The 24744-nt window shown below is 34.7% G+C and carries 24 protein-coding genes and 1 riboswitch; of the genes, 5 read left to right on the top strand and 19 right to left on the bottom strand.

The features are described from left to right. Positions 1-201 precede the first annotated feature (201 nt). From CD155_RS08820 to CD155_RS08810, 3 genes are all read right to left on the bottom strand, one after another. Positions 202-861, bottom strand: a complete 660-nt coding sequence (locus CD155_RS08820) for a potassium channel family protein (protein WP_002442139.1) — start codon at positions 859-861, stop codon at positions 202-204. Between the two features lie 85 nt (positions 862-946). Continuing rightward, complete coding sequence (locus CD155_RS08815; RefSeq protein WP_002442138.1) at positions 947-1963, bottom strand: cytochrome d ubiquinol oxidase subunit II; 1017 nt, start codon at positions 1961-1963, stop codon at positions 947-949. Then, positions 1960-3315 (bottom strand): cytochrome ubiquinol oxidase subunit I, encoded by a 1356-nt coding sequence (locus tag CD155_RS08810; RefSeq protein WP_037541318.1) that lies wholly within the window; start codon positions 3313-3315, stop codon positions 1960-1962. Before CD155_RS08810 ends, CD155_RS08815 begins: the two co-directional genes overlap by 4 nt. A gap of 201 nt (positions 3316-3516) precedes the next feature. Here CD155_RS08810 and CD155_RS08805 point away from each other — a divergent pair, with 201 nt between their 5' ends. Further along, positions 3517-3753: a glutaredoxin family protein gene (locus CD155_RS08805; RefSeq protein ID WP_103213099.1), complete on the top strand. Its 237-nt coding sequence runs from the start codon at positions 3517-3519 to the stop codon at positions 3751-3753. Positions 3754-4167: 414 nt separating this feature from the next. On the opposite strand, the gene ptsP is transcribed toward CD155_RS08805, so the two are convergent. From ptsP to auxA, 5 genes are all read right to left on the bottom strand, one after another. Beyond that, positions 4168-5886 (bottom strand): phosphoenolpyruvate--protein phosphotransferase, encoded by a 1719-nt coding sequence (gene ptsP / locus CD155_RS08800; protein ID WP_002442135.1) that lies wholly within the window; start codon positions 5884-5886, stop codon positions 4168-4170. 2 nt (positions 5887-5888) lie between these two features. After that, positions 5889-6155, bottom strand: a complete 267-nt coding sequence (locus tag CD155_RS08795; protein WP_002435387.1) for a phosphocarrier protein HPr — start codon at positions 6153-6155, stop codon at positions 5889-5891. A 157-nt stretch (positions 6156-6312) separates the two neighbouring features. After that, the gene (locus CD155_RS08790; RefSeq protein ID WP_037541314.1) at positions 6313-6852 is read right to left on the bottom strand and encodes a hypothetical protein; all 540 of its coding nucleotides are present in this window, start codon (positions 6850-6852) and stop codon (positions 6313-6315) included. A gap of 58 nt (positions 6853-6910) precedes the next feature. Next, positions 6911-8083 carry a class I SAM-dependent rRNA methyltransferase gene (locus tag CD155_RS08785; RefSeq protein ID WP_103213101.1) on the bottom strand — a complete coding sequence of 391 codons (1173 nt, stop codon included), beginning with the start codon at positions 8081-8083 and terminating at the stop codon, positions 6911-6913. A gap of 166 nt (positions 8084-8249) precedes the next feature. Further along, entirely contained in the window at positions 8250-9545 is a 1296-nt protein-coding gene (gene auxA, locus CD155_RS08780) for a lipoteichoic acid stability factor AuxA (RefSeq protein ID WP_037541312.1), read from the bottom strand. 155 nt (positions 9546-9700) lie between these two features. Between auxA and graF the strand changes: the two genes are divergently transcribed. The 4 genes from graF (at position 9701) to CD155_RS08760 (ending at position 13167) form a co-directional block, all read left to right on the top strand. Further along, positions 9701-9835, top strand: coding sequence for a glycopeptide resistance-associated protein GraF (graF, locus tag CD155_RS13030; protein WP_095323392.1), 135 nt, complete (start codon positions 9701-9703; stop codon positions 9833-9835). Positions 9836-10181: 346 nt separating this feature from the next. Beyond that, positions 10182-10288, top strand: a riboswitch (TPP riboswitch). A gap of 87 nt (positions 10289-10375) precedes the next feature. Beyond that, the gene (locus CD155_RS08770; protein ID WP_002442127.1) at positions 10376-10951 is read left to right on the top strand and encodes an ECF transporter S component; all 576 of its coding nucleotides are present in this window, start codon (positions 10376-10378) and stop codon (positions 10949-10951) included. 13 nt (positions 10952-10964) lie between these two features. After that, on the top strand, positions 10965-12368 hold the full coding sequence (locus tag CD155_RS08765; RefSeq protein WP_103213098.1) for an ABC transporter ATP-binding protein: 1404 nt from the start codon (positions 10965-10967) through the stop codon (positions 12366-12368). Next, positions 12361-13167 (top strand): energy-coupling factor transporter transmembrane component T family protein, encoded by an 807-nt coding sequence (locus tag CD155_RS08760; RefSeq protein ID WP_103213097.1) that lies wholly within the window; start codon positions 12361-12363, stop codon positions 13165-13167. Before CD155_RS08765 ends, CD155_RS08760 begins: the two co-directional genes overlap by 8 nt. Positions 13168-13344: 177 nt before the next feature. On the opposite strand, the gene purD is transcribed toward CD155_RS08760, so the two are convergent. From purD to purE, 11 genes are read right to left on the bottom strand one after another with little or no spacing between them, the layout of a single operon-like run. After that, entirely contained in the window at positions 13345-14583 is a 1239-nt protein-coding gene (gene purD, locus CD155_RS08755) for a phosphoribosylamine--glycine ligase (RefSeq protein ID WP_103213096.1), read from the bottom strand. Between the two features lie 27 nt (positions 14584-14610). Beyond that, positions 14611-16089 (bottom strand): bifunctional phosphoribosylaminoimidazolecarboxamide formyltransferase/IMP cyclohydrolase, encoded by a 1479-nt coding sequence (gene purH, locus CD155_RS08750; protein WP_103213095.1) that lies wholly within the window; start codon positions 16087-16089, stop codon positions 14611-14613. Positions 16090-16105: 16 nt separating this feature from the next. Beyond that, complete coding sequence (purN, locus tag CD155_RS08745) at positions 16106-16672, bottom strand: phosphoribosylglycinamide formyltransferase (protein ID WP_103213094.1); 567 nt, start codon at positions 16670-16672, stop codon at positions 16106-16108. After that, positions 16669-17703 (bottom strand): phosphoribosylformylglycinamidine cyclo-ligase, encoded by a 1035-nt coding sequence (gene purM / locus CD155_RS08740; protein ID WP_103213093.1) that lies wholly within the window; start codon positions 17701-17703, stop codon positions 16669-16671. Before purM ends, purN begins: the two co-directional genes overlap by 4 nt. Then, the gene (gene purF / locus CD155_RS08735; protein ID WP_002442113.1) at positions 17696-19180 is read right to left on the bottom strand and encodes an amidophosphoribosyltransferase; all 1485 of its coding nucleotides are present in this window, start codon (positions 19178-19180) and stop codon (positions 17696-17698) included. Before purF ends, purM begins: the two co-directional genes overlap by 8 nt. Further along, a complete protein-coding gene (purL, locus tag CD155_RS08730) occupies positions 19159-21348 on the bottom strand; it encodes a phosphoribosylformylglycinamidine synthase subunit PurL (protein ID WP_103213092.1) in 2190 nt (729 codons plus the stop codon). Before purL ends, purF begins: the two co-directional genes overlap by 22 nt. Next, positions 21341-22012: a phosphoribosylformylglycinamidine synthase subunit PurQ gene (purQ, locus tag CD155_RS08725; protein ID WP_037541307.1), complete on the bottom strand. Its 672-nt coding sequence runs from the start codon at positions 22010-22012 to the stop codon at positions 21341-21343. The genes purL and purQ overlap by 8 nt, the downstream gene beginning before the upstream one ends. Continuing rightward, positions 21969-22274 carry a phosphoribosylformylglycinamidine synthase subunit PurS gene (purS, locus tag CD155_RS08720; RefSeq protein ID WP_103213091.1) on the bottom strand — a complete coding sequence of 102 codons (306 nt, stop codon included), beginning with the start codon at positions 22272-22274 and terminating at the stop codon, positions 21969-21971. The genes purQ and purS overlap by 44 nt, the downstream gene beginning before the upstream one ends. Further along, the gene (purC, locus tag CD155_RS08715; RefSeq protein WP_103213090.1) at positions 22271-22978 is read right to left on the bottom strand and encodes a phosphoribosylaminoimidazolesuccinocarboxamide synthase; all 708 of its coding nucleotides are present in this window, start codon (positions 22976-22978) and stop codon (positions 22271-22273) included. The genes purS and purC overlap by 4 nt, the downstream gene beginning before the upstream one ends. Further along, positions 22979-24106 (bottom strand): 5-(carboxyamino)imidazole ribonucleotide synthase, encoded by a 1128-nt coding sequence (gene purK, locus CD155_RS08710; protein ID WP_103213089.1) that lies wholly within the window; start codon positions 24104-24106, stop codon positions 22979-22981. Then, a complete protein-coding gene (gene purE, locus CD155_RS08705) occupies positions 24093-24575 on the bottom strand; it encodes a 5-(carboxyamino)imidazole ribonucleotide mutase (protein WP_103213088.1) in 483 nt (160 codons plus the stop codon). The genes purK and purE overlap by 14 nt, the downstream gene beginning before the upstream one ends. Positions 24576-24744 lie beyond the last annotated feature (169 nt).

The raw sequence follows: 24744 nt of genomic DNA, 5'->3' as shown, positions 1-24744 counted from the left end.
ATATTATATAATATTAAACGTTTATTAATTAGAATACTATTCAATCAAGTTTATTTATAATGAAATATAAAAATGTGGTAAACAAATTACACCAAGTTTCAACACTTTCTCTAAATAAAAAAACGCTCCCCAATATTTCTATTATTGGAGAACGTTGTCTATATAACTATCTATTTAATTTGTGACTAACTCAAATTGCGTTTATTTACTAATGTTTTTCTCAAAACGACCTAAGTCGTTATCGTGACCAATCATAATTAATATGTCACCGATTTCTATATTAATATTAGGATCTGGAGAAACAATAAATTCTTTTGCTCGTTTAATAGCGATAATGTTAATCCCATATTGTGCTCGAATATCTAGATCAATGATGCTTTGACCGGCCATTTTTTCAGTAGCTTTAAGTTCTACAATAGAATGCTCATCAGCTAGCTCTAAATAGTCAAGCACGCTTGCACTTGCAACATTATGTGCAATACGTCTACCCATATCTCGTTCTGGATGTACGACTGTATCTGCACCTATTTTATTTAAAATTTTAGCATGATAATCGTTCTGTGCTTTAGCGGTTACCTTTTTTACGCCCAGTTCTTTTAAAATAAGCGTAGTTAAAGTACTTGATTGAATATTTTCACCAATAGCTACAATAACGTGATCAAAATTTCGTATTCCTAAACTTTTCATCACTGCTTCATCTGTGGTATCAGCAACGACAGCATGTGTAGCAATATCACTATATTCATTAACACGATTCTCATCGCTATCAATCGCCATGACGTCCATATCTAAAGCATTAAGTTCTCTAACAATACTGCCACCGAAACGGCCTAGTCCTATTACGACATACTCTTTTTCCATATACGTCCTCCACTAAATAAAAGAGGAAAAGAGATGATGTATGATAATAAGACCTCCATACTCTCCCTTATCCTCATAGATTATATTATTTCTTTCCTTCTACATAATCTTTGTCGAAAACAAATAATCTTAATAATAATATTAACGATGGAATTAATAAAAGTAAACCTAAAATAAAGGCAACGACTAAAGCTAATCCCATTTCAGGGTTAACATGAGTACCTGTAATTTTAACAAATGGATGCAGTAGATAAGGTAACTTACTCATTCCATATCCAAAGAATGCAAAAAACATTTGTAAGATAACCATAATAAACGCTAAGCCATGGTTTTTCTTGAATATCGTTAATGCACCTGCAATTAGGAAAAAGACAAAGCTCAATGCAAACATCCACCAGTAATTGAATACAGCATTATTAAAATGATCAGCATTTTGAATTCTTAATGATAAGAAGACAAATAATGAAATAATAATCATTGGTGGGCCCCAGAATATGTGCCACTGTCTCGTTAAATCGTAGGCTGGCTTATCTTGTGCTTTACTTGCGTAAAATGTTAAGAAACCTGATGAAATATAAAGCACAGAGATGATTGCTAAGAACACAACCGACCACGCAAATGGGCTTAGTAGTAACTGTACCCAGTTTAAATCTATATGAGATCCATGTTCTCGTATATAGCCACCTTCTGAAATTGTTAAAGCGGTAGCTAATGACGCCGGTATAAGTAATCCTGTTAAACCATATAAGCAAATCCATGGCAATTTCGTATCTTGACCATAATTTTCAAAGGCATAAAAACTACTTCGAATTGAAATAAGGATTAAAGCAATTGAACCCGGGACAAGTAGTACCGTGCCTAAATATTTGGCAGAATCTGGGAAGAATCCAACGAATCCTACAAAGAAGAATACGAAGAAAACATTCGTAACTTCCCATACTGGGTTAAGGTAACGATGAATTAAATGATTAATTTTCTTTTCTTCACCAGTAATTTTAGAATGTAATGCGAAAAATCCTGCACCAAAATCTATTGAAGCGACAATGATGTAACAAAATAAAAATATCCATAATACTGTTATTCCGATATGGGCGTATATCATTTTGTTCCACCTCTCTTTTCAATCACTTTATCTACATCTTGATATGCAGGTTTGTTTCTATACATACGAATTAACACATACGCTGCTGTAACCATGAGTACGAAATATAATATACCGAACAGGATCGTGACTAATGTAATACCGCCTGCTTGGGTAGCAGCTTGAGACACACGCATGTATCCTCTAATAATCCATGGTTGGCGCCCCATTTCTGTTAAGAACCAACCAAATTCTATAGCAAGTAATGACGCTGGACCAGTCAACAAGATAGCATATAATACAGCTTTGTTTGTTATAAATTTACGTAATTTCTTGAAGAATAGAATTAACATGTAAATTCCTGAAATGACAAAACAGAAGACCCCCATTGAAACCATTAAATCAAAGAAGTAATGGACAATCATAGGTGGCAAATCATGTTTAGGAAAATCATTTAAACCTTTAACTTTTGTTTTAAAACTATCATCCGCTAAGAAACTAAGTAATCCTGGAATTTCAATTGCGCCAGAAACTTCATGAGTCTTTTCGTTTAGTACACCAAAGAATACTAAATTAGCGTGTGATTGCGTATCATAATGCCATTCATAGGCAGCTAATTTTTCAGGTTGAACTTTGTGTAAGAACTTAGCTGAAAGGTCCCCAGCCACCATAGATAATATCGTTGATAAGAAACCTACGATCATCGTCATTTTCAATGCTTTCTTATGATACTGTCTATCTTCTGAGTATCTATTTCGTAATAATTTAAATGCTGCAATAGCTGCCAATATAAATGCCATTGTCATACCAGCTGTAGCAACGACGTGAAATGCTCTTACAAGGAAGGATGAGTTAAACATCGCTTCTAGTGGTTGAACATTAACCATACGTCCATGTTTCATTTCGAAACCAGCTGGTGTATTCATAAATGAGTTTACAGACGTTATAAAGAACGCTGAAAATGAACCACCGATAATAACTGGTAATGAAATAATAAAATGTGTCCATTTATTTTTAAATCTATCCCAAGTATAAAGATATATACTTAAGAAGATTGCTTCAAAGAAGAATGCAAAAGTTTCCATGAATAATGGTAAAGCGATGACATGTCCGCCCATTTTCATGAATGTCGGCCAAACTAGCGAAAGTTGTAACCCAATAATAGTACCTGTTACGACCCCAACGGCTACAGTGATTGTGTACCCTTTTGACCATCTTTTAGCTAATGCAATATAGTTTGCATCATTTTTTCTAATGCCAATAAATTCTGCAATCGCAAACATTAATGGCATACCCACGCCGATTGTAGCAAATATGATATGCACTGCTAGTGTCATACCAGTGAGAAATCGGCTAATTTCAACTGAATCCATATTTATCACCTTTTTTTCTAATATATTGAAAATTGGAGTCACAATGTTTAAAATTATAAATCTCTGAGAGCTTGAACTAAATTAAGTTGCTCTAAATTTGTATGTCCATTTTTTGACAGGACACATAATGTTCACATAGTTGAAATCACATATACTTTTCTGTATAGTATTTTCAGAATTAAAGACGAAAGGACGTTAAATATGGCTTCTAACATTATCATTTATACTCAAGATGATTGTCCACCATGTACGTTTGTAAAAAATTACCTCTCAGAACATGATATTGACTATACTGAAAAGAATATTAAAAATGCTCAATATCGAAATGAAATGCTCAATTATGACGCATTTGCAACGCCTTTTATTCTATTAAAAGGTGAACCCATGTATAGCGTAGATATGGATAAAATTAACTCCACTTTAAATATCGAAAATTAATTAAACACATAAAAATCACTCAACATATTCAATTCTTTGATGTTGAGTGATTTATTTTGAGTACGGTTAGACATGAATGTCTGCATTAGCGTAATCTAACATTGAAAGAAGAACGCTCTATAGCTTCATTCACTTAGTCTTAGCCCTTCTCTAATACGCTTGCTCTACCCTTTTAAGAGAGAGGGAGTGAGACAGAAATATAATTTATCAAAATTATTTTCGTTGTCCCTCTCCCAACTTGCATTGTTTGTAGAATTTCTTTTTAAGAAATTCTCTATGTTGGGGCCCCGCCGGCAAGGATGGCTAGGATTGAAAGAAGCTTGATATAAGCGCACTTTTAATTCAGACATCTACTGCCAATATGTTAAAGAAAGCTGAGACAATTAATTATGTCCCAGCCTTCTTGTAGTCATATTATTTAGCTTTGTTATTAACTAATTCCATAACTTCTTCTTGTGTTGCACATTCAATCGCACGGTTAGCTAATTCAGCCATTTCATTCTTACTTAGACCATTAATTTGTCTTCTCGCTTTAAGAATAGACGTAGCACTCATTGAGAACTCATCTAAACCTAAACCTAATAATAATGGAATCGCTGTTTCGTCTCCGGCCATTTCACCACACATGCCAGTCCATTTACCTTCTTTATGAGAAGCTTCAATCACTTGTTTCACTAAACGTAAAATAGATGGATTGTATGGTTGATATAAATAAGAGACACGTTCTGACATACGGTCAGCAGCTAATGTATATTGTATTAAATCATTTGTACCGATACTGAAGAAGTCCACTTCTTTCGCAAATACATCTGCTAACGCTGCAGTTGCTGGAATTTCCACCATGATACCTAATTCAATATCATCAGAAATGTCATAACCTTCATTTTCAAGGTTTTTCTTTTCCTCTAAAAGAATAGCTTTAGCATCACGGAATTCTTTAATTGTAGCAACCATTGGGAACATGATATTTAACTTACCGTAAGCAGATGCACGTAATAATGCACGCAATTGCGGTCTGAAAATATCTTGTTGCGCTAAGCATAAACGGATTGCTCTATAACCTAAGAAAGGATTCATTTCTTCAGGTAAGTTTAAGTATGGAAGTTCCTTATCTCCACCGATATCTAAAGTACGAACAACAACACGTTTACCGTCCATTGTTTCTAATACTTTTTTATAAGCTTCAAATTGCTCTTCTTCGGTTGGCATTTGGTCTCTTCCCATATAAAGGAATTCTGTACGGTATAAACCGATACCTTGTGCGCCATTTTCAATGACACCTGGTAAATCGTTAGGTGTACCAATATTCGCTGCAAGCTCTGCATGTACGCCATCAACAGTTACTGTATCAGCATCACGTAGTTTTTGTAATTCCTTTTTATCTTCAAAGAAACGTTCGCGTTTATTTTGATAAGCAATTAACTCATCTTCAGTCGGATCAATAATTACGTCACCTGTAATACCATCGACAATAATCATATCACCCTGTTTAACTTGTTGCGTGATAGACTGTGTACCCACGACTGCTGCAATTTCAAGTGAACGACTCATAATTGCAGAGTGACTTGTTCTACCACCAATATTAGTTACAAAACCTTGCACAAATTCTTTATTCAATTGTGCAGTATCTGAAGGTGTTAAGTCGTTACCAATAATAACGACACTTTCATCAATCATGCTTGGATTTGGTAAATCTACGCCTAGAATATGCGCTAATACACGTTTAGAAACGTCTCTAATATCAGCAGCACGTTCTTTCATGTATTCATTATCCATAGATTCGAAAATGGTAACAAATTGAGTTGTTACATCATTTAACGCAGTAGCTGCGTTGACTTTGTCATTTTTAATTTTATCTTGGATAGGTTGAATTAACTCTGGATCATCTAAAACTAATAAATGAGCATCAAAAATAGCTGCTTTATCAGCGCCTAATTGAACTTCTGCATTGTTTCTAATCTTAGTTAATTCAACTTTAGATGCTTCGATAGCTTTATTGAATTTATTAACTTCGCCTTCTACATCAGTGACCTTTTCATTACTGTCAAAAGATAAATCAGGTTCTACTAATAAGTAAGCTTTTGCGATTGCTACGCCGTCTGACGCAGCAATCCCTTTAATTAAGTTAGACATAATTATTTAGTTAATCCTTCTTTTGATAAGACATCACTGATTGATTCAATAGCATCAGTTTCATCGCTACCGTCAGCATAAATAGTGATTTCAGCATCTTTACCTACACCTAAACTCATAACACCCATGATTGATTTTAAGTTTACTTTCTTCCCGTTATATTCTAATTGAATATCTGAATCAAATTTTGATGCAGTTTGAACTAACATTGTAGCAGGGCGAGCGTGAATCCCTGTCTCATCGATAATTACATATGATTTTTGTTCCATAATTATATTCTCCTTCGTATAGTTAGAATCTTCAATATTATTACAATCTAACATAGATTTTATACAATAACTTTACCAAAACCGGTTGCTAAATTCAATTCGTTTAAAACCGGTTTCAGTGTCATTATTTACATTTCAGTGAAAATTATATCATTTACTACAAGTTATTGATAACTTTTTCACATTTTTCTACGTGATCTTTACCAAGCTTACTCATAAAGTAGTAACTGATTGAAGCAGATACAGCTTGACCAATCACTGGGAACCATCTTGTTTGCTTGGCAGCCGCACGTTTAGCAACATCTTTGATTACAACTTTCAATAATGCTTCTGATACTTTTCTTCCTACAAATTGACTTCCTTGAATCGCAGCTGCAGACATGATTCTTTCTTTAACGTCATCTCCAAGAGAATTCACTTGTTTATGGTCTAGTCCATAGATTTTATTAACATCTTCAATAATATCTCTCATTAATTTAATATCTACACCAAAGTCTAAACCTGGAATTGGTACAACGCTCGCACCAGAAGAAAGTAAAGATTTCTTCTTAACAAGTGTTAATGCCTTCTCACGACGTTGTTTTAACTCCTCTTGTGTCGTGGGTAAGTTACTTTTTTCTTTAATTTCTTCAATATTTAAAAGTGAATTACCTACTTTATTTGTAATATCATTAGTAAATTTACTTCTAATACCCATATTCTTACACCCTTTCATAGTTTCATTTCAATAAATCGTTATACCCATTTTAGAAAAATTAATGCTTAATATTAATAAATACTGCTTTTAAATATTTTGAAGGTTTATAGTGTGGATGTGTTTTGAAATCTTTTGGCAAGCCCATCACTTCGCTTATTTCAAATTCCACACCTGCATCAGTCAATGTCTTTTTAATCACATTTTTAAAGGATTTCAATGGAAAAGCACTTGAATTTGTACATAATAATAATGATCCTTCTGGTGCTAAAATGTTTAAAGCACCTTCAATCAGAGCGTCATAATCTTTTTGTACTGAAAATGTCTTTTTCTTATTTCGAGCAAAACTAGGTGGATCAATAACGATTGTTTCATACTGATGACCATGACGTGCTGCATAATTATAGAAATCAAATGTATCCATGACATAAATATATTCGGATTTAGGATCAATACCATTGAGTCCAAAATTCTCTTCAGTTAACCCTCTTGAACGATTTGCTAAGTCAACGCTAGTAGTTGATCGTGCATTTTGAGCTGCTATCACTGAAAAGGCACCCGTATAACTAAATAGGTTCAATACATTTCTATCTTCAGAGAATTGATCACGTAATTTCTTTCGTACTTCCTTTTGATCTAGAAAGATACCTGTCATCAATCCATCTTCTAAATCTACATTATAAAATGTAAAGTTTTCTTCTATAATTATAGGGAATTCAGGCGCCTCACCTTCTACAAATCCACCTGTATATTCCGTATCTTTAAATCTCATTTTTTCATAAATAGATGTAAAGCCAAAGACTGCCTTCATCGCTTCTATAACATTGTATCTGAATTTATAAATACCTTTAGAGTACCATTGTATTAATAAATGCCCATCGTAATTATCGATAGTGAGTCCCCCTACACCATCTCCTTCAGCATTAAAAAGTCTAAATGCATTGGTACCTTCGATATTAAAATAATATTCTCTTTCTTCTAATGCCTTTTCGAATAACTTAATGAAAAGGTTAGTGTCGATAACTTCGTTCTCATCGTAACTTAATACCCAACCTAACCCTTTGTGTTGGCGTCCTACATAACCCGTAGCAATATATTGCTGTTGCGCAGTTACAATTTTGACTAAATCTCCTTCTTTTAAATGGTCGTGCGCATAAATATCATCTTCATCAATAAGTGGATAATGATTGAGATACTTTGTCTCTTTACCTTTATTTAAAGTAGCAATCTTCATCATCATTAAACCTCTCTTTCTATTTATTTCAGTTTCTATCTTTTATTTTCAAAAAATCGTAAGTTCAATTTCAAAAATCATTTTAACAAATAATAGAATCTAATAATACGTAAAAAAGCCACTGTCATTGAAATATCAATAACAATGGCTTTGATCAATCATTCACTTACGGCTTCTCACGTAATTGTAATGAATAAGCGACAATAATCGCAATTAACATGAGTAATAAAATAGGCGTAATAAAGATTGATAGTAATAAACCGTGAATCATGATGTTGATAAATTCAGTTAAGAATTTAAAGAACAATATACTACCCATAAAGAGTTGTAAATAATAAAATTTACCTCTTAGATAGTAAGTTAAAGTCGTAGCAATATAGATGATGACTATGAAGAGTAATAAAATAAGCGTTACCCATTCTACAACGTATTGTGTTTGTGATAACTCCCACTCTCCTGATAAGAACAGTGAGTTGCGGTTATTAAATTCTAAGAAAGTAAAGAATAAAATAACTACGCCACATAACAACTGAACATACATAGGTTTAATCCATTTTGGCTTTCTCATCCAATTAGGAATATCATCCTCTTGAATATCGACAATATTTTTAACTTTCTCTTTGAATTTATCCCTTTTAGCTCTAATTTTATCTAAATCTACACTTCTTCTCGTCTTGCGTGCATATTCTGTTGTCTTATCTTGTAGTTGTTTAAAATGAACTTTAGTTTGATTAGATACATTTCCTTTATTCGTTCTAGAAAGTTCTGGTTCTTCCTCACCGAGTTCTTCTTTCGTTAATGGTAATGAACGTCTTAAGAATAAGAAATTCCAAATAGACATTTGTCCTAACAACCACATAATAATGAAGAAGGCATTCACACTTAAAATATCGATGGATTCAATTTCGTTAGAATCAATACGTCCATATAAAGCTATTTGCGTAATTAAATAACTGATACCATACGTTACAATAATCCACATAAAATGATTTTTATGATTATGTTTGTTTAATTCATCTTTATAAACAATGTAACCAATATGTACGATGAACGGTATGATAAATACAATTGCGAAGAAACCATATACTTGAGTCATTAATAATAATGTAATGATGAAATACAAAATACCAACAACTAAAAAGAAAATAGAAATGTCATAGTCATATTTAATTGTTCTAAATAAAGTATGACCTAATAACATGACTAAGATACCAAATAAAATAATGATAATGGCACTTATAATTGGGAAACTACCTATAAACCTACTCATCACTTTAATAATTTCACTGAAGAATGCATTAAGAAATTCCCATACATTATGTACATGTGTATTAACTTTTTTATCACCATTAAACTGCTTAATTAATGGTAGATTTATGAGAATGATGAGACCTGTGAAAAGTGAAACGATACCGATAATATAGCTAAATATGATCTCGGTGTGTTTCTTAAGAAAAGACATACTGTTCACCTCAAACGTTATTATATATGAAGATTTTCTAATTGTCTTTAAATTAACCATAAATACGTCTAGAGACCTACAAAGGTTTATTAATAGGATAACGGGGTAAATGTAATGTGTAAACAATAATTCCTATATAAGGGGTGGAAATTATTATGGGAAAAGAAGAATTTGAAAAGAAATCAGCTGAAAAAGCAAAAGAAGCAGAAGAAAAGCTAAAAGAACAAAACGAAGAAAAATCTAATGATACAGAACAAACCAAAAAAGATGTTCAAGATACGTTAGACTAATAACAATATATCATTACGAGGCTGGGATATCATTTCATATCTCAGCCTCTTTCATGTAAACGTACAGGCTTGAGTCGGAATGCGCTTATAGTAAGTTCCTTCTATCATAGCCCTCCTTGCCCGTGGGCCTCAACATGGAGAATTTCTTTTTCAAGAATATTTTGCAAACAACGCAAGTTGGGTATGGAAGAACGCAATTCATTTTGCTAAATGATATTTCTATACCTATACGCTTTTATTGATTCAATTCATTTTATTCTAAAAAATATTTAAACTATATTTTAAATGACAAAACTATCTTGACAATACTTTAGAAAAATCATACATTAAAGTTAAATTAAATATACGAACGCACTAGGGGTGTATGTATTTATACTGAGATGAGGTTTATCCTCAAACCCTTTGAACCTGATCTAGCTAGATACTAGCGTAGGAAAGTGTTGTTAACTATAGAATCTAATGAACTTGAAACATTTAGATATATTTTCTGACGCACAACTTTCCTAGGGAGGGTTGTGCGTTTTTTTAGGAGGAAAAGTAATGTCAAAAGGTTTAAAACTATCAGAAATACTTGTAACAGTATTGATTTCTGTAGTCTTTGCTATCATTTATAACTTATGGTGGTTCTTCTACAACATTGTTCAAGTTGCAGGTATTCATCTAGAACAGCTTACATACGGCGTATGGTTTATGGCAGCTGTTGTGTGTTACCTCATTATTCCTAAACCAGGGATAGCTATATTAGCAGAGTTAGCAGCTGGCGCTGGGGAAACAATCGTTATGGGTAAATTTGATATACCAACGATTATTTACGCTTTACTTCAAGGTTTAGCGTGTGAAATCGTATTTGCAATCTTTAAATATCAGTCACGCTCAGCAGCAGTAGCAATGCTTGCCGGTTTTGTGACTGCCATCGCAACTTTCCCTGTCGATTACTTCTACGGTTATTTAAATGAAGTTGCTGGATGGAACTTATTCCTATTTATTCTGTTCCGAGCAATTAGTGGTATTGTGATTACAGGATTAATTTCTTATTGGATTGTTAAAGCACTCGATAAGACGGGAGTAACCAAACTCTTTAGACCAGCTTCTCAAAATGACTACGACAACCTATAAGGGGATTTTTTAATTGTTAAAAGTAAAAAACTTACGTTTGAAATATCCAAACGGGGATAGAAAAATATTTGATAACTTAAATATTAAAATTAATGATAAAGAAAAAGTGCTTTTACTCGGTCCATCTGGATCGGGTAAAAGCACGTTGCTTAATGTACTTAGCGGCATTGTTCCTAATTTGATTGAGCTTCCTATGAAATATGATGAATTAGAAATTGACCGCCAAAGTGGTGTTATTTTTCAAGATCCTGATACACAATTCTGTATGCCAAAAGTGTATGAAGAACTGGCTTTCGTTCTTGAAAACAGACAAGTCCCTCGCAGTGAGATGGACAAGGAAATTAAACACGCGCTTGAATCAGTTGATTTAAAAGTGACCGATCAAACTTATATTAATCATTTAAGTGGTGGTATGAAGCAAAAATTAGCCATTGTAGAAACGATATTGCAAAAAGCTGAAACATTATTTCTAGACGAACCCACTGCTATGTTAGATGTCAAAGCGACTGAAGATTTATGGAAGAAATTAATTGAGTTATGGGACAATCAAACGGTATTAATTGTTGAACATAAAGTTAAACATATCTGGCAACATGTGGATCGCGTTCTTCTAATGAATTATGAAGGACAAATTATTGCAGATGATACCCCTGACCATATTCTTAATCACTATGAACATTTATTAACTGAATATGGCGTTTGGCACCCAAAAGCTTGGGATAATGCCCCTCGCCCTGTGCCACTTGCTCCTATGTCTAATAAAGCGTTATTTAAATTTGAACATGGCGCAATCATTCGTGGTAAGAAAACATTATTTTCCGTTGATGAATTTAAATTTGGCTCCGGAGAATGGTTAACTATTACCGGCAAAAATGGTGCAGGTAAAACTTCATTATTAGAATCCATGCTACAATTAATCAAATATATAGGTCTAATGACTTACGACAATAAAGAATTGAAGAAGATTAAACACGCAGCACAACATATGTATCTTGTATATCAGAACCCAGAGTTACAATTTATTACTAATTCTGTATATGATGAGGTTCATATCCACTACAACCATTTAGATTCTGAAAATGCTAAACAAGAAACGATGCAATTACTCGAGTTACTTCATTTGGATAAGGTTCAAAACCAACATCCTTTTGAAATATCAACTGGACAAAAACGACGTCTAAGTGTTGCTACCGCCCTAAGTTCTAAAGCAGATATTGTATTATTGGATGAGCCTACATTTGGACTGGATAGTCATAATACATTTCAACTTATTAAACTTTTCCAAGAACGGGTGAAACAAGGTCAAACAATTATAATGGTGACACATGATCCAGAGATTATACATCGTTACCCAACGCGTCGATTACATGTAGAAGATGGTAAACTTATAGAGATTGAAGGTGAACGCAATGTTTGAAAGATGGAAAAAACACCACACCTTCGTAGACGATGTAAATATAATTACTAAATTAATATTAGGAGTTGCACTTTTTTTCTTTATTATATTTATTCATAATTTTGATTTTATGATTTATATCGTTATACTGATGTTTATTTTCTTACTTCTATTTAACGGCACTGAATTTAAAATTACAGGTATCTTTATATTAGTAACCGCCCTATTCGCCCTACTTTCTTCATTATTTATGATTTTATATGGTGATGGTGAACATATGTTAGTGAAATTCGGCATCATTCAAATCAGTGAAGAAAGTATTGTAAGAGGTTTACATTTATCTCTAAGAACGATTACTGTTTCAATGTTTGGTATTCTCATAGCATTAACCTCTCAAATCGTCATGATTTTCTACAGTTTAATGCAACATTTGAAAGTAAAACCAAAAATCGCATATGCCTTTATGGCAGCAATTAGAATGGTTCCATTAATCATTAGTTCACTGATTCAATTGCGTCGTTCATTAAAAATGCGATATCAAATGATTGATGCTTCAAATTATAAAGGCATCAAACGTTTAAATCATTTAGTTATCCCATTATTAAGTCAAAATATTAGACGTGCACATCAACTTTCAGTCGCAATGGAATCTAAAGGATTCAAAGATGGACCAAGAACATATTATTATCAGACACCTTTTTCATATAAAGATTTAGTATTTATACTCTGTCTATTAGTCATTATTGGATTATCATTCTTATTATCTAGTTATGTACCATTAACTGATATTCATGATGTTCGTTTTGGAAAATTAGGATAAACAAACGTATCCTTCAAATAGAATATTCCTTTTGAAGTGAGATAATCTGCTTTTATCAATAAACGAAGCTCGTTGCTTCATACTCATACAAGTAGTAAATGATATAACAATAGCTCTAAGATGTTTCTTCAACGAAATGCATCTTAGAGCTATTATTTTTGAGTCAATCTTCATTCTTTATTTAATCGCTTTATCTCCAATATCACTACGATAGAAAAGATTATCGCTTTTTATTTTTTTGGCATTGTCATAAGCAGCGGTTTGCGCATCCTTAACTGTTATACCTTCACCGATAGCTAAAATCACACGTCCACCAGAGTTGACGTAAAGATCACCGTCTTTCTTTAAACCACTCACAAAATAACGTGAGTCTAAGTCGAATCCACTTACTTCATGACCTTTGTCATAGGCACCTGGATAACCTTTAGACGCTAACATTACACCTACTACCGCTTCATCTTTCCACTTAAAGTCAATAGGCTGACGTTCGTCTAAATCTACAATATGTTGCATTAAATCACTTTCCATACGCGTTAATAATACTTGTGCTTCTGGATCACCAAATCGAGCATTAAACTCTATCACTTTAGGTCCTTCTTTAGTTAAAATGGCTCCGATATAGAGTAAACCAAAAAAGTGATAACCTTCTTGTGACATCGCACGTGCGATAGGCTGAGCGATACGCGCATTTGTTTGTTGAAGTACTTCATCATTGATGTGAGGAACTGGGCAATACGCACCCATACCACCAGTGTTAGGACCTTCGTCATTGTCATACGCACGCTTATGGTCTTGTGCAATACAATCAAATGGCACTGCATAATCTCCATTCACGAAAGTCATGAGAGAGAATTCCTCACCCTCTAAGAAGCTTTCAAACACAACTTGGCCTTGTTCTTCAGGATATACCGCTTTAACGCCATCAATTGCTTCATCTTTAGTATGAGCAATGATTACACCTTTACCAGCTGCTAAGCCGTCTTTTTTGATGACAACAGGTAACTCACACGTTTCTACATAAGCAAGTGCATCTTTACGATTCGATACTTCTTTATAGTCTGCAGTAGGAATGGAATACTTTTCCATTAACTGTTTGGCAAAGAGTTTAGAACCTTCTATTTGTGCAGCCGCTTGACCTGGACCGAAAACTTTAATTCCTTCATTTCTAAGTAAATCTGCTAAACCATCGATTAAAGGTTGTTCAGGACCGATAACAACCCAATCAATATGAGTTTGTTTAGCGAAATGAACTATAGCTTGTTGATCAGATTCTGCAATCTCGTTATGAATTTCCGCAACGTTCACCATTGCTTCATTTCCGGGAATGGCATAAACCTTATCTACAATAGCAGATTGATGAATCTTTGAAGCGAGTGCATGTTCACGACCGCCAGCTCCTATAATTAATACTTTCATCAGTTGACCCCTTTCTATAAGTGAAACTTAGTGTTTAAAGTGACGCATACCAGTCATTACCATCGTGATACCGTACTTATTAGCCATATCAATTGAATCTTGATCTTTAATAGAACCACCAGGTTGAATAATTGCTTTAATACCATGTTCAGCAGCATATTCTACCGTGTCTCCCATTGGGAAGAATCCGTCAGAAACAAGTGCTACATTATCATTAATTTCAATGGCTCTTTCAATAGCAATTTTAGCTGAACCGACGCGATTCATTTGTCCAGCACCGATACCCACCGTTTGTTTATGATTACTTAAAATAACTGCATTACTCTTCACAGAGCTTACAACTTTCCAACCTAATAGCATCGCATCCCATTGTGCTTCAGTCGGTTGTACATTAGTTGCAACAGTCATTTCTTCACGAGAAACATCCTTATTATCTTTATCTTGTACTAAATAACCACCAGATACTGAAACAAATTCTTGTTCAGCATTATCAATTGTCATATCAATTTCTAATAAACGAATATTTTTCTTTTGAGTTAAAATTTCAAGTGCTTCTTCAGTAAATTTAGGCGCGATAACCACTTCTAAAAAGATTGAATGAAGCGTCTCTGCGAGTTTAGTATCAACTGTACGATTCAACGCAATAATTCCACCAAAGATTGACTGATTATCCGCATCATATGCGTGTTTAAATGCTTCTTCAATTGTTTGACCAACACCTACACCACAAGGGTTCATATGTTTGACAGCCACTGCAGTAGGTTCATCAAATTTCTTCACTAAACTAAGCGCTGCATCCGCATCTTTAATGTTATTGAAGCTTAGTTGTTTACCATGTAATTGCTTTGCTCCAGCAATAGTATGTTTACTATCTGACGTTCTTACAAAATATGCTGATTGTTGTGGATTCTCTCCATATCTTAGTGTTTCTTTATCCCCTTTAAAGAAACTCACAATCGCTTGATCATATTGATTTGTATGTTCAAATACTTTAACCATTAAATTTTTTCTAAATGTTTCATCTAATTGATCATTCTTAATTCTATCAATGACTTCGTTGTAATCAGATGGATGTACAATTGTCGTCACATGTTTGAAGTTTTTCGCAGCTGCACGCAACATTGTTGGTCCACCGATATCAATGTTTTCTATTGCATCTTCTTCAGTAACATCAGGGTTTTCCACAGTCTTTTGAAAAGGATAGAGATTAACAACAACCATATCAATGAGATCAATATGTTGTTCTCTTAATTGATTAAGGTGTTCTTCTTTGTCACGATCAGCTAAAATGCCACCATGTACCGCTGGATGCAATGTTTTAACTCGTCCATCCATAATTTCAGGAAATTGTGTTAGCTCAGATACTGATTTAACAGTAACACCTGCTTCTTCTAAAGCTCGTTTTGTACCCCCAGTAGAATATAATTCATAATCTAATTGAGTTAATGATTTGGCGAATTCTACAATTCCACTTTTGTTAGAAACACTTAAAATAGCTTTTTTCATTGTTTAAGATACTCCTCTATTTAATGATTTTAGCGATAACTCTTGGATAAAGTTCATATTCTAAATTTTTGACTCTCTCTTCTAAATCTTCTTTTGTGTCGTCCGGTTTAATATCACATTGTTGTTGTTCAATAATTTCTCCCGTATCCATGCCACTATCAACAAAGTGTACAGTTGAACCTGTCACTTTATCTCCTCTTTCATATGCTTGTCCTATTGCATCTAACCCCTTATATTTAGGCAATAGTGAAGGATGTATATTTAACATACGTCCTTCATATGCATGAAGTAAATCTTCACCGACCAATCTCATATATCCTGCTAAAACAATCCATTGAACCCCTTCGTTGGATAACAGTTTTAGTAAGTGTTGTTCATATGATGATTTAGATATAAAATCTTTCGGTTGATTGATGTGGACTGGAATATTTAATTTTTCAGCACGTTCAATGCACTTTACACCCGCTTTGTCCGTATATAGCGCCGTGACTTCAATACCAGGTAAATCCCCTTTTTGCACACGATTTACAATATTTTCAAAGTTACTACCAGAACCAGAAGCAAAAATCGCTATCTTAATCACGATTCTACCCCCAGTAAATGTATAGGTGTTTCCGCATCTTCAATAATTTCACCAATTTCATATGCTTGTGTATCAAGTGCACGTAAAGTTGTTAAGGCGGTTTGAACATCCTTTTTATCTACGATAATTGTGTATCCAATCCCCATATTGAAAATATGATACATTTCATCAGTACTAATCTTTGCTTGTTGTTGTAACCAATCAAAGACTTTTAATGTTGGGAAAGATTGTGTATCGATTTGTGCTGATAAGCCTTTAGGCAACGCTCTTGGTATATTTTCATAAAAACCGCCACCAGTAATATGATTCATCGCTTTAATATTAATATGCTTTTTCAGTTCAAGTATCGGTTTCACATACAATTCCGTAGGTGTTAGGAATGTATCTAAATATGATTTACCATGAAAATCATCGTTCAAATTGATGCCTGATTGAGCGATTAATTTACGAACTAAACTATAACCATTAGAATGTACACCGTTAGATGCTAAGCCTATAACAACTTGACCTGCTTCAACTTTAGAACCATCAATGTAGTCTTCTTTCTCGACAGCCCCTACAGCAAAACCAGCAATGTCGTATTCACCTTCATGATACATTTCACCCATTTCGGCAGTTTCGCCACCGATTAATGCTGTGTTCGTTTGTTCGCAACCATCACTTACACCTTTAACAATCTGCTCAATGATTTCTGGTACCACTTTATTCGTCGCTATATAATCTAAGAAATATAATGGTTCAGCGCCTGTTGTTAAAATGTCATTCACACACATTGCTACTGCATCGATGCCGATGGTGTCGTGTTTATTGTAATCAATAGCAAGTTTTAATTTCGTACCAACACCGTCTGTACCTGAAACTAGTACAGGTGCTTTCATATTGAGTTGAGACAAATCGAAAGTAGCACCAAAGCCACCTAATCCACCTAAGACTTCATTACGCATTGTGCGTTCAACATGACTTGAAATTCTTTCTACCGCTTCGTAGCCTGCATGAATATTTACACCTGATTGTTCATAAGCTTTAGACATGTAAATTTCCCTCACTATCAAAATAATGTTTATTATTTGCTATATATGCTTTTTGACGATCACTTAAATGCGCTTTGTAATTCTTTTCATAGTCATAAAGCCCAGCAGGATAATCTCCTGTAAAGCTTTCCACGCATAATCCGTTATACGGTGCATCGTAATTTAATCCTATTGAATCGATAAGTCCATCAACACTTAAATACGCTAATGAGTCAGCACCAATATAGTCTCTAATCTCTTCAGGTGACTTACTCGCTGAAATCAATTCAGCAGTTGTAGAAACATCAATACCATAAAAACTTGGGAACATAAATTCTGGCGAAGCAATTCTTACATGCACTTGGTTGGCACCTGAGTCTTTCAACATCTTCACGATTCGTTTTGATGTTGTGCCTCTCACAATAGAATCATCAACCAGAATGATATCCTTTCCATCAACAATATCTTTAACTGCTGACAATTTGACACGTACGCCTTGTTCACGTAATTCTTGAGTCGGTTGGATAAACGTACGGGCTACATATTGATTCTTCACAAGTCCCATTTCATATGGCAGACCGATTTGTTCAGCGTAACCACTGGCAGCTGATAATGAAGAGTTTGGAACGCCAATAACCATGTCCGCTTCTGCAGGACTTTCTTCTGCAAGTCGCTTACCTGATGCTTTTCTTACAGCATGCACGTTTTTACCTGCGATGGTCGAGTCAGGTCTTGCAAAATAAATATATTCCATTGCAGAAATAGCAGTATTCGTATGACGCGTATATGATTTCACTTCGATACCTTCATCGTTAATAATGACGTATTCGCCAGCATGTATATCTTGGACATACTCCGCACCTAAAACATCAATGGCACACGTTTCACTTGCCAAAATGTATGCACCATTTTCAGTTTTACCGACTACAAGTGGACGAATCGCATTAGGATCAACCGCACCATATAATGCATCTTTTGTTAGTATTGCAAAGGTGAAACCACCTTTAATTTGACGTAAGCTTTCTTTTAGTGCCTCTTCGAATGAAGGCGCCTTACTACGTCGAATTAAGTGCATAATCACTTCTGTATCTGAAGAAGAATGGAAAATGGCGCCATGCTTTTCCAGGTTTTGTCGTAAAGATTGTGCATTGATTAAATTACCGTTATGGCAAATCCCTACGCTCATGTCATAGAAGTGATATAAGAAAGGTTGAATATTTTCAATCCCTTTATTTCCTGAAGTGGCATAACGGACATGTCCAATCGCATGAGGATGACCTTTTAATTGTTCTAATTGCGTATCTTTAATCGCTTCTGTGAGTAATCCTAATCCTCTTTCTCCTTTAAGATGTTCATCATTAGAAACCACGATACCTGCACCTTCTTGACCACGATGCTGTAAACTATGAAGTCCCATATACGTTAATTGTGCTGCTTCAGGATGATTCCAAATACCAAATACGCCACATTCCTCATTTAGTCCTGAGTAGTTAAACATTGAGCAATTGCTCCTTCCCATGTTTGTTTAATGTCTGAGACCTTTTCCGAAATAGAAATTTCTGAATTAGATACTTTGAATAATCCATCTTGAGTCAATCGTCCAATTTCTTTAGCATGGTCGATATCTAGGGTTTGCCCTTCTTTAACCGATACAATATAGCGTCCTTGCGTTTCACTAAATAATTGTGCATTAGTGACATCAAGTTGAACCTCAAGTCCCATGTTATAATAAGCGCTAATTTTAGCTAATGTAAGGAGTAATCCGCCTTTACCTACTGTTTGAACATGTGACGCTACACCATGACGAATGGCATTCTTAATTTGTTCACCCTTTTCAACTTCATCACTTAAATCAATCGCTTCAAATTCATGATTTACTGAACCGTATAATAATTTCTCAATTTGGCTTCCACCAAAATCATCACGTGTATCACCAACTAAATAAAGTGTCTCCCCAGCTTTAGGATGGAAATCATTTAAATAATTAATATCTTCAATCAGTCCCACCATACCTACAACTGGTGTTGGGAAAATAGATGTACCACGCGTTTCGTTATATAAAGAAACGTTACCTGACACTACAGGTGTCTTTAGTACTTCACATGCTTCAGACATGCCTTTCGTCGAATCAATTAATTGTTGATAAATTTCTTTCTTTTCAGGAGAACCGTAATTCAAGCAATCTGTCATCGCAAGTGGTGTAGCACCTACAGCAATTAAGTTACGATAGGCTTCTGCAACGACCATCTTTCCACCTTCATAAGGTTGATTAAATACGTAACGTGCTTCTCCATCAATCGTTGAAGCAATCGCTTTATTTGTACCTTCAACACGTACGACTGAAGATTGTAATCCTGGTTTAACAATAGTATTTGCGCCTACTTGCTGATCATACTGCTCATATAAATAATGTTTCGATGCAATGGTTGGATGTTTTAATAATTTTGAAAAGACATCTTGCACATCAACATGGCTGTAATCATTTTTAGAAGTATTATATTCCTTTTCTTCTCCTTCAAGAATATATACAGGTGCTTCATCAGATAGAGGTTGTACAGGAATATCAGCAAATACTTCGTCTTCATATGTTAAAACGAATCTGTCAGTATCCGTCACTTCACCAATAACTGCACTATCAAGTTCATGTTTATCAAATAAGTCTAGGAACTTTTGTTCAGTGCCTTTTTCAACAACGAGTAGCATTCGTTCTTGTGTTTCAGAAAGCATCATTTCATAAGGTGAAATACCAGGTTCTCTAGTTGGAACTTGATCGAGTCTTAAATGAAGACCACTTCCACCTTTTGCAGCCATTTCTGAGGAAGAAGAGGTTAAACCAGCAGCACCCATATCTTGAATACCAACAAGCTCGTCATAAGTAATTGCTTCGAGTGTAGCTTCCATGAGTTTCTTACCTACAAATGGATCACCAATTTGTACTGAAGGACGTTTACTTTCACTTTCTTCTGTTAGTTCTTCAGAGGCAAATGTTGCACCATGAATGCCATCACGTCCTGTTTTCAAACCGACGTAAATCACTGAATTACCGACACCTTTTGCAGTCCCTTTTTGAACCATGTCGTGATCAATGACACCCACACACATCGCATTGACAAGAGGATTGCCATCATAACGATCGTCGAATTCAATTTCTCCTGCTGTTGTAGGAATACCAATACAGTTGCCATAACCGCCAATCCCACTCACTACACCTTTAAGTAAACGTTGATTTTGTTTGACTGATAATTCACCAAATCGCAAACTATTAAGTAAGTTAATTGGACGTGCACCTATTGAGACGATATCTCTTATGATGCCGCCTACACCAGTTGCTGCACCTTGATAAGGTTCAATTGCTGATGGATGGTTATGTGATTCCACTTTGAATACAACGGCTTGATTATCTCCAATGTCCACGACACCAGCACCTTCACCTGGACCCATCAACACATGTTCACCTGTTGTTGGGAATTGCTTTAAGAAAGGTTTAGAATGCTTGTATGAACAATGTTCACTCCACATGACTGAGAATATGCCTACTTCTGTAAAGTTGGGTTCTCTGCCAAGAATTTCTACTACTTTATCGTATTCTTTATCACTGAGCCCCATATCTTGATAAAGTTTTTCAAGTTTAATTTCTTCAATACTTGGTTCGATAAATTTAGACATGTTGTTCCCTCCAACTTTTGACCATTGATTCAAACAATTTCACACCACTATCTGTGCCTAACAATGTTTCAAGCGCACGTTCAGGATGTGGCATCATCCCACATACATTTCCTTCTTTATTGACGATTCCAGCAATATCTTCGTATGAGCCATTTGGATTATCCGTATATTTAAGTATAATTTGGTTGTTTCGTTCAAGTTCAGTAAACATGTCATCGGTACAGTAATAATGACCTTCGCCATGGGCAACTGGATAAACAACCTCTTGATTTGCTTCATACAAATGTGTGAATGGTGTTTGGTTATTAGTAATCGTTAATGTTTCGTTTCTACTTATGAAGAGGTGTGAATCATTATGTAGTAATGCACCTGGAAGTAAACCAATTTCTGTTAAAATTTGGAATCCATTACACACGCCAAGGACTGGCTTACCTTCTTGTGCTAAACGTTTCACTTCATTAATAATAGGAGCAACACTTGCCATTGCACCTGATCTTAAATAATCACCGAATGAAAAGCCTCCAGGAATCAGTACTCCGTCAAACCCCTCTAGACTTGTTTCGCGATAATCGACATATGCTGCATCTACACCAGATTTAATCGCTGCATTATACATATCTCTATCGCAGTTTGAACCTGGAAATACAAGAACTGCAAATTTCATCATATGCATTCTCCTTTTCATCAATCACTTTATAGTTATATTCTTCAATGACTGTGTTCGCAAATAACTTTTCACTTAATGTTGTAATAATGTTATCCACGGCTTCATCTGTAGCTTCATCAACTGTCATGTATAAAACTTTACCTACTCGAATATCATTCACTTGCGTATAACCTAAATCGTGAACGGCTCTGTTTAAAGCTTGTCCTTGTGTATCTAGCACCTGGGGTTGTAAAGTGATGTGTAATTCGATTGTTTTCATGATTTAAGATCCTCCAATTTATCTAAAAATGTTTGGTATGTGTCAATGAGTGAGCCAGTGTCATTTCTGTAAACGTCTTTATCGAAATTAGTATCTGAATGCTTATCCCATATACGACATGTGTCAGGTGAAATTTCATCTGCTAATAGAATAGTGCCATCGTGTGTTTTACCGAATTCGACTTTGAAATCGACAAGTCTTAATGACATTTCGTCCATGAGCTGTACTAACACTTGATTAATTTCTTTTGCCATTTGTTTTAATTGGACGATTTCTTCATCGTTTGCAATGTGGAGCAATTTCACGTGATCGTCTGTAATAAGCGGGTCGTTAAGGTCATCATTCTTATAGAAAAATTCGACTAATGGTTCTTCAAATTTGTGTCCTTTTTCAAAGCCTAATCGTTTGGTAATAGAACCAGTGGCGATATTTCTCACTACTACTTCCAATGGGATAATGTCTACTTGTTCGACTAATTGTTCTGTTTCAGAAAGTTGCTTAATGAAATGGTTATTGATGTCGTGGTGAGTTAAATAATCAAATATAATAGATGTGATTTGATTATTTAACTTTCCTTTGTCAGGCATTGTGTCTTTTTTGACCCCGTTGCCTGCGGTTACTTCATCTTTGTATTCTACTCGCAGTTGATGTTCTGTATCTGTTGTGTATACTCGTTTTGCTTTTCCTTCATATAATAATGACACTTATTTGTCTCTCCCTTCGAACTTCATTAACATATATTGTTCCGTTTGATTCACATCATCAGTTAGTAATGTCATGTGTCCCATTTTTCTGTCGGGCTTTCTTTGTGATTTACCATAAATATGAACATGCCATTCCGGATGATTTCCAAATTCATTTTCAAGTAAATCTAAATCGCGACCGAGTAAATTCATCATTACAGCAGGTTTAAGCACTTCTATCTGTTGAGGTAATTTCTGACCAGTGACGGCTAATATGTGTGTATCAAATTGTGAGAAATCACATGCCTCTATAGAGTAATGTCCTGAGTTATGTGGACGTGGCGCAATTTCATTTACATAAAGTTTATTATTCCTATCTATGAAAAATTCAACTGTAAAAGTACCTACAAAATGGATGACGTTCGTAATCTTATCTATCTCTTTACGTGCCTCTTTTTCTTTATCAGTTCTAGCAGGCACGATTGTTTTAAATAAAATTTGATTTCTATGTTCGTTTTCTTGTAATGGGAAATACGTGGTTTGTTGCTCGTTACCAATTGTGACAGTAAGAGACACTTCTTTATCGATATCAAGATATTGTTCAGCTACGCATTCTTGATTTTCAATTAATGACATTGCTTCTTGAATATCTGATTCCTGTTTAACTAATATTTGGCCCTTGCCATCATAGCCACCGAAACGAGTTTTAACGATGAATGGATAACCTAATGTTTCAATCGCTTGTGTTAAATCTTGTGAATTTTTAATTTGTAGAAAAGGAACAATTTGCGCTCCTGCTTCTAGTAATGTTTGCTTTTCCGTTAATCGATCCTGAAGTAATTGGATCGCTTGGAAACCTTGAGGTACGTTATAATGTTCTGTCAGTTGTTTAAGCTGCTTTGAGGAAATATTTTCAAATTCATAAGTAATGACGTCAGTTTTCTCACCTAGTTCATTTAAAGCTTGTTCATCATCATATTCAGCGTGGATAAATTGATGTGCAACGTATCGACACGGACTATCTTCGTTAGGATCTAACACAATCACTTTGTAGCCCATTTTCTGCGCAGATTGTGCCATCATCTTCCCTAATTGACCTCCGCCAATAATTCCGATTGTTGAACCGAATTTTAATTTATTGAAGCTCATTTTGCATTGCCTCCACTTTATTAACTAGAGATTTTTCATAATTTTCCAAATTCTTTTGAACTGTTGAATTGTTTATTCCTAGCATTCTTGCTGCTAAAATTCCAGCATTTTTCGCTCCGGATTTGCCTAAAGCTGTTGTAGCTACTGGTATACCTCCAGGCATTTGTACAATTGAAAGCAATGAATCTAAACCTTTTAAACTTTTCGACTCAATGGGAACACCTATTACAGGTAAAGTTGTCATTGATGCTACCATTCCTGGTAAATGTGCTGCGCCCCCTGCACCTGCGATAATAATGTCATAACCATTTTGACGTGCTTCGCTAGCGAATTCGAACATTAACTGAGGCGTACGATGTGCAGAAACAACCTTTTTATCGTACGGTATTTCAAATTCTTCTAACATTTTGCAACTTTCTTTCATAATTTCCCAGTCTGAAGAACTGCCCATAATGACTGCTACTCTCACTTTGCACACCCTTTCAAAAGTTTGTATTGTGATAAGAAATAGTTGTATATTACAGATATAGCATAACAATCATGTCATACTTTTTCAATCAAAAATCGAACTTTAATATTAAATTTAAATTTAATTTACGTCTTTTGACTATTAATTAGATTAATATTAGTGTTAAAGT

The organism is Staphylococcus caprae (assembly GCF_002902725.1).
Taxonomy (GTDB): Bacteria; Bacillota; Bacilli; order Staphylococcales; family Staphylococcaceae; genus Staphylococcus; species Staphylococcus caprae.
Note: the sequence above shows the minus strand (reverse complement) of the source record. Positions and strands in the feature narration are given on the sequence as shown.

Bases quoted from the DNA above. Each gene is read 5' to 3' on its own strand.
- CD155_RS08785 (WP_103213101.1), bottom strand. From the start codon at position 8,083: ATGAAGATTGCTACTTTAAATAAAGGTAAAGAGACAAAGTATCTCAAT.
- purH (WP_103213095.1), bottom strand. From the start codon at position 16,089: ATGAAAAAAGCTATTTTAAGTGTTTCTAACAAAAGTGGAATTGTAGAA.
- purF (WP_002442113.1), bottom strand. From the start codon at position 19,180: ATGTTTAACTACTCAGGACTAAATGAGGAATGTGGCGTATTTGGTATT.
- purL (WP_103213092.1), bottom strand. From the start codon at position 21,348: ATGTCTAAATTTATCGAACCAAGTATTGAAGAAATTAAACTTGAAAAA.
- CD155_RS08810 (WP_037541318.1), bottom strand. From the start codon at position 3,315: ATGGATTCAGTTGAAATTAGCCGATTTCTCACTGGTATGACACTAGCA.
- CD155_RS08760 (WP_103213097.1), top strand. From the start codon at position 12,361: ATGTTTGAAAGATGGAAAAAACACCACACCTTCGTAGACGATGTAAAT.
- ptsP (WP_002442135.1), bottom strand. From the start codon at position 5,886: ATGTCTAACTTAATTAAAGGGATTGCTGCGTCAGACGGCGTAGCAATC.
- CD155_RS08790 (WP_037541314.1), bottom strand. From the start codon at position 6,852: ATGGGTATTAGAAGTAAATTTACTAATGATATTACAAATAAAGTAGGT.
- auxA (WP_037541312.1), bottom strand. From the start codon at position 9,545: ATGTCTTTTCTTAAGAAACACACCGAGATCATATTTAGCTATATTATC.
- CD155_RS08795 (WP_002435387.1), bottom strand. From the start codon at position 6,155: ATGGAACAAAAATCATATGTAATTATCGATGAGACAGGGATTCACGCT.
- purS (WP_103213091.1), bottom strand. From the start codon at position 22,274: ATGAAAACAATCGAATTACACATCACTTTACAACCCCAGGTGCTAGAT.
- purM (WP_103213093.1), bottom strand. From the start codon at position 17,703: ATGTCTAAAGCTTATGAACAATCAGGTGTAAATATTCATGCAGGCTAC.
- CD155_RS08820 (WP_002442139.1), bottom strand. From the start codon at position 861: ATGGAAAAAGAGTATGTCGTAATAGGACTAGGCCGTTTCGGTGGCAGT.
- CD155_RS08815 (WP_002442138.1), bottom strand. From the start codon at position 1,963: ATGATATACGCCCATATCGGAATAACAGTATTATGGATATTTTTATTT.
- CD155_RS08805 (WP_103213099.1), top strand. From the start codon at position 3,517: ATGGCTTCTAACATTATCATTTATACTCAAGATGATTGTCCACCATGT.
- purK (WP_103213089.1), bottom strand. From the start codon at position 24,106: ATGAGCTTCAATAAATTAAAATTCGGTTCAACAATCGGAATTATTGGC.
- graF (WP_095323392.1), top strand. From the start codon at position 9,701: ATGGGAAAAGAAGAATTTGAAAAGAAATCAGCTGAAAAAGCAAAAGAA.
- purQ (WP_037541307.1), bottom strand. From the start codon at position 22,012: ATGAAATTTGCAGTTCTTGTATTTCCAGGTTCAAACTGCGATAGAGAT.
- CD155_RS08770 (WP_002442127.1), top strand. From the start codon at position 10,376: ATGTCAAAAGGTTTAAAACTATCAGAAATACTTGTAACAGTATTGATT.
- purD (WP_103213096.1), bottom strand. From the start codon at position 14,583: ATGAAAGTATTAATTATAGGAGCTGGCGGTCGTGAACATGCACTCGCT.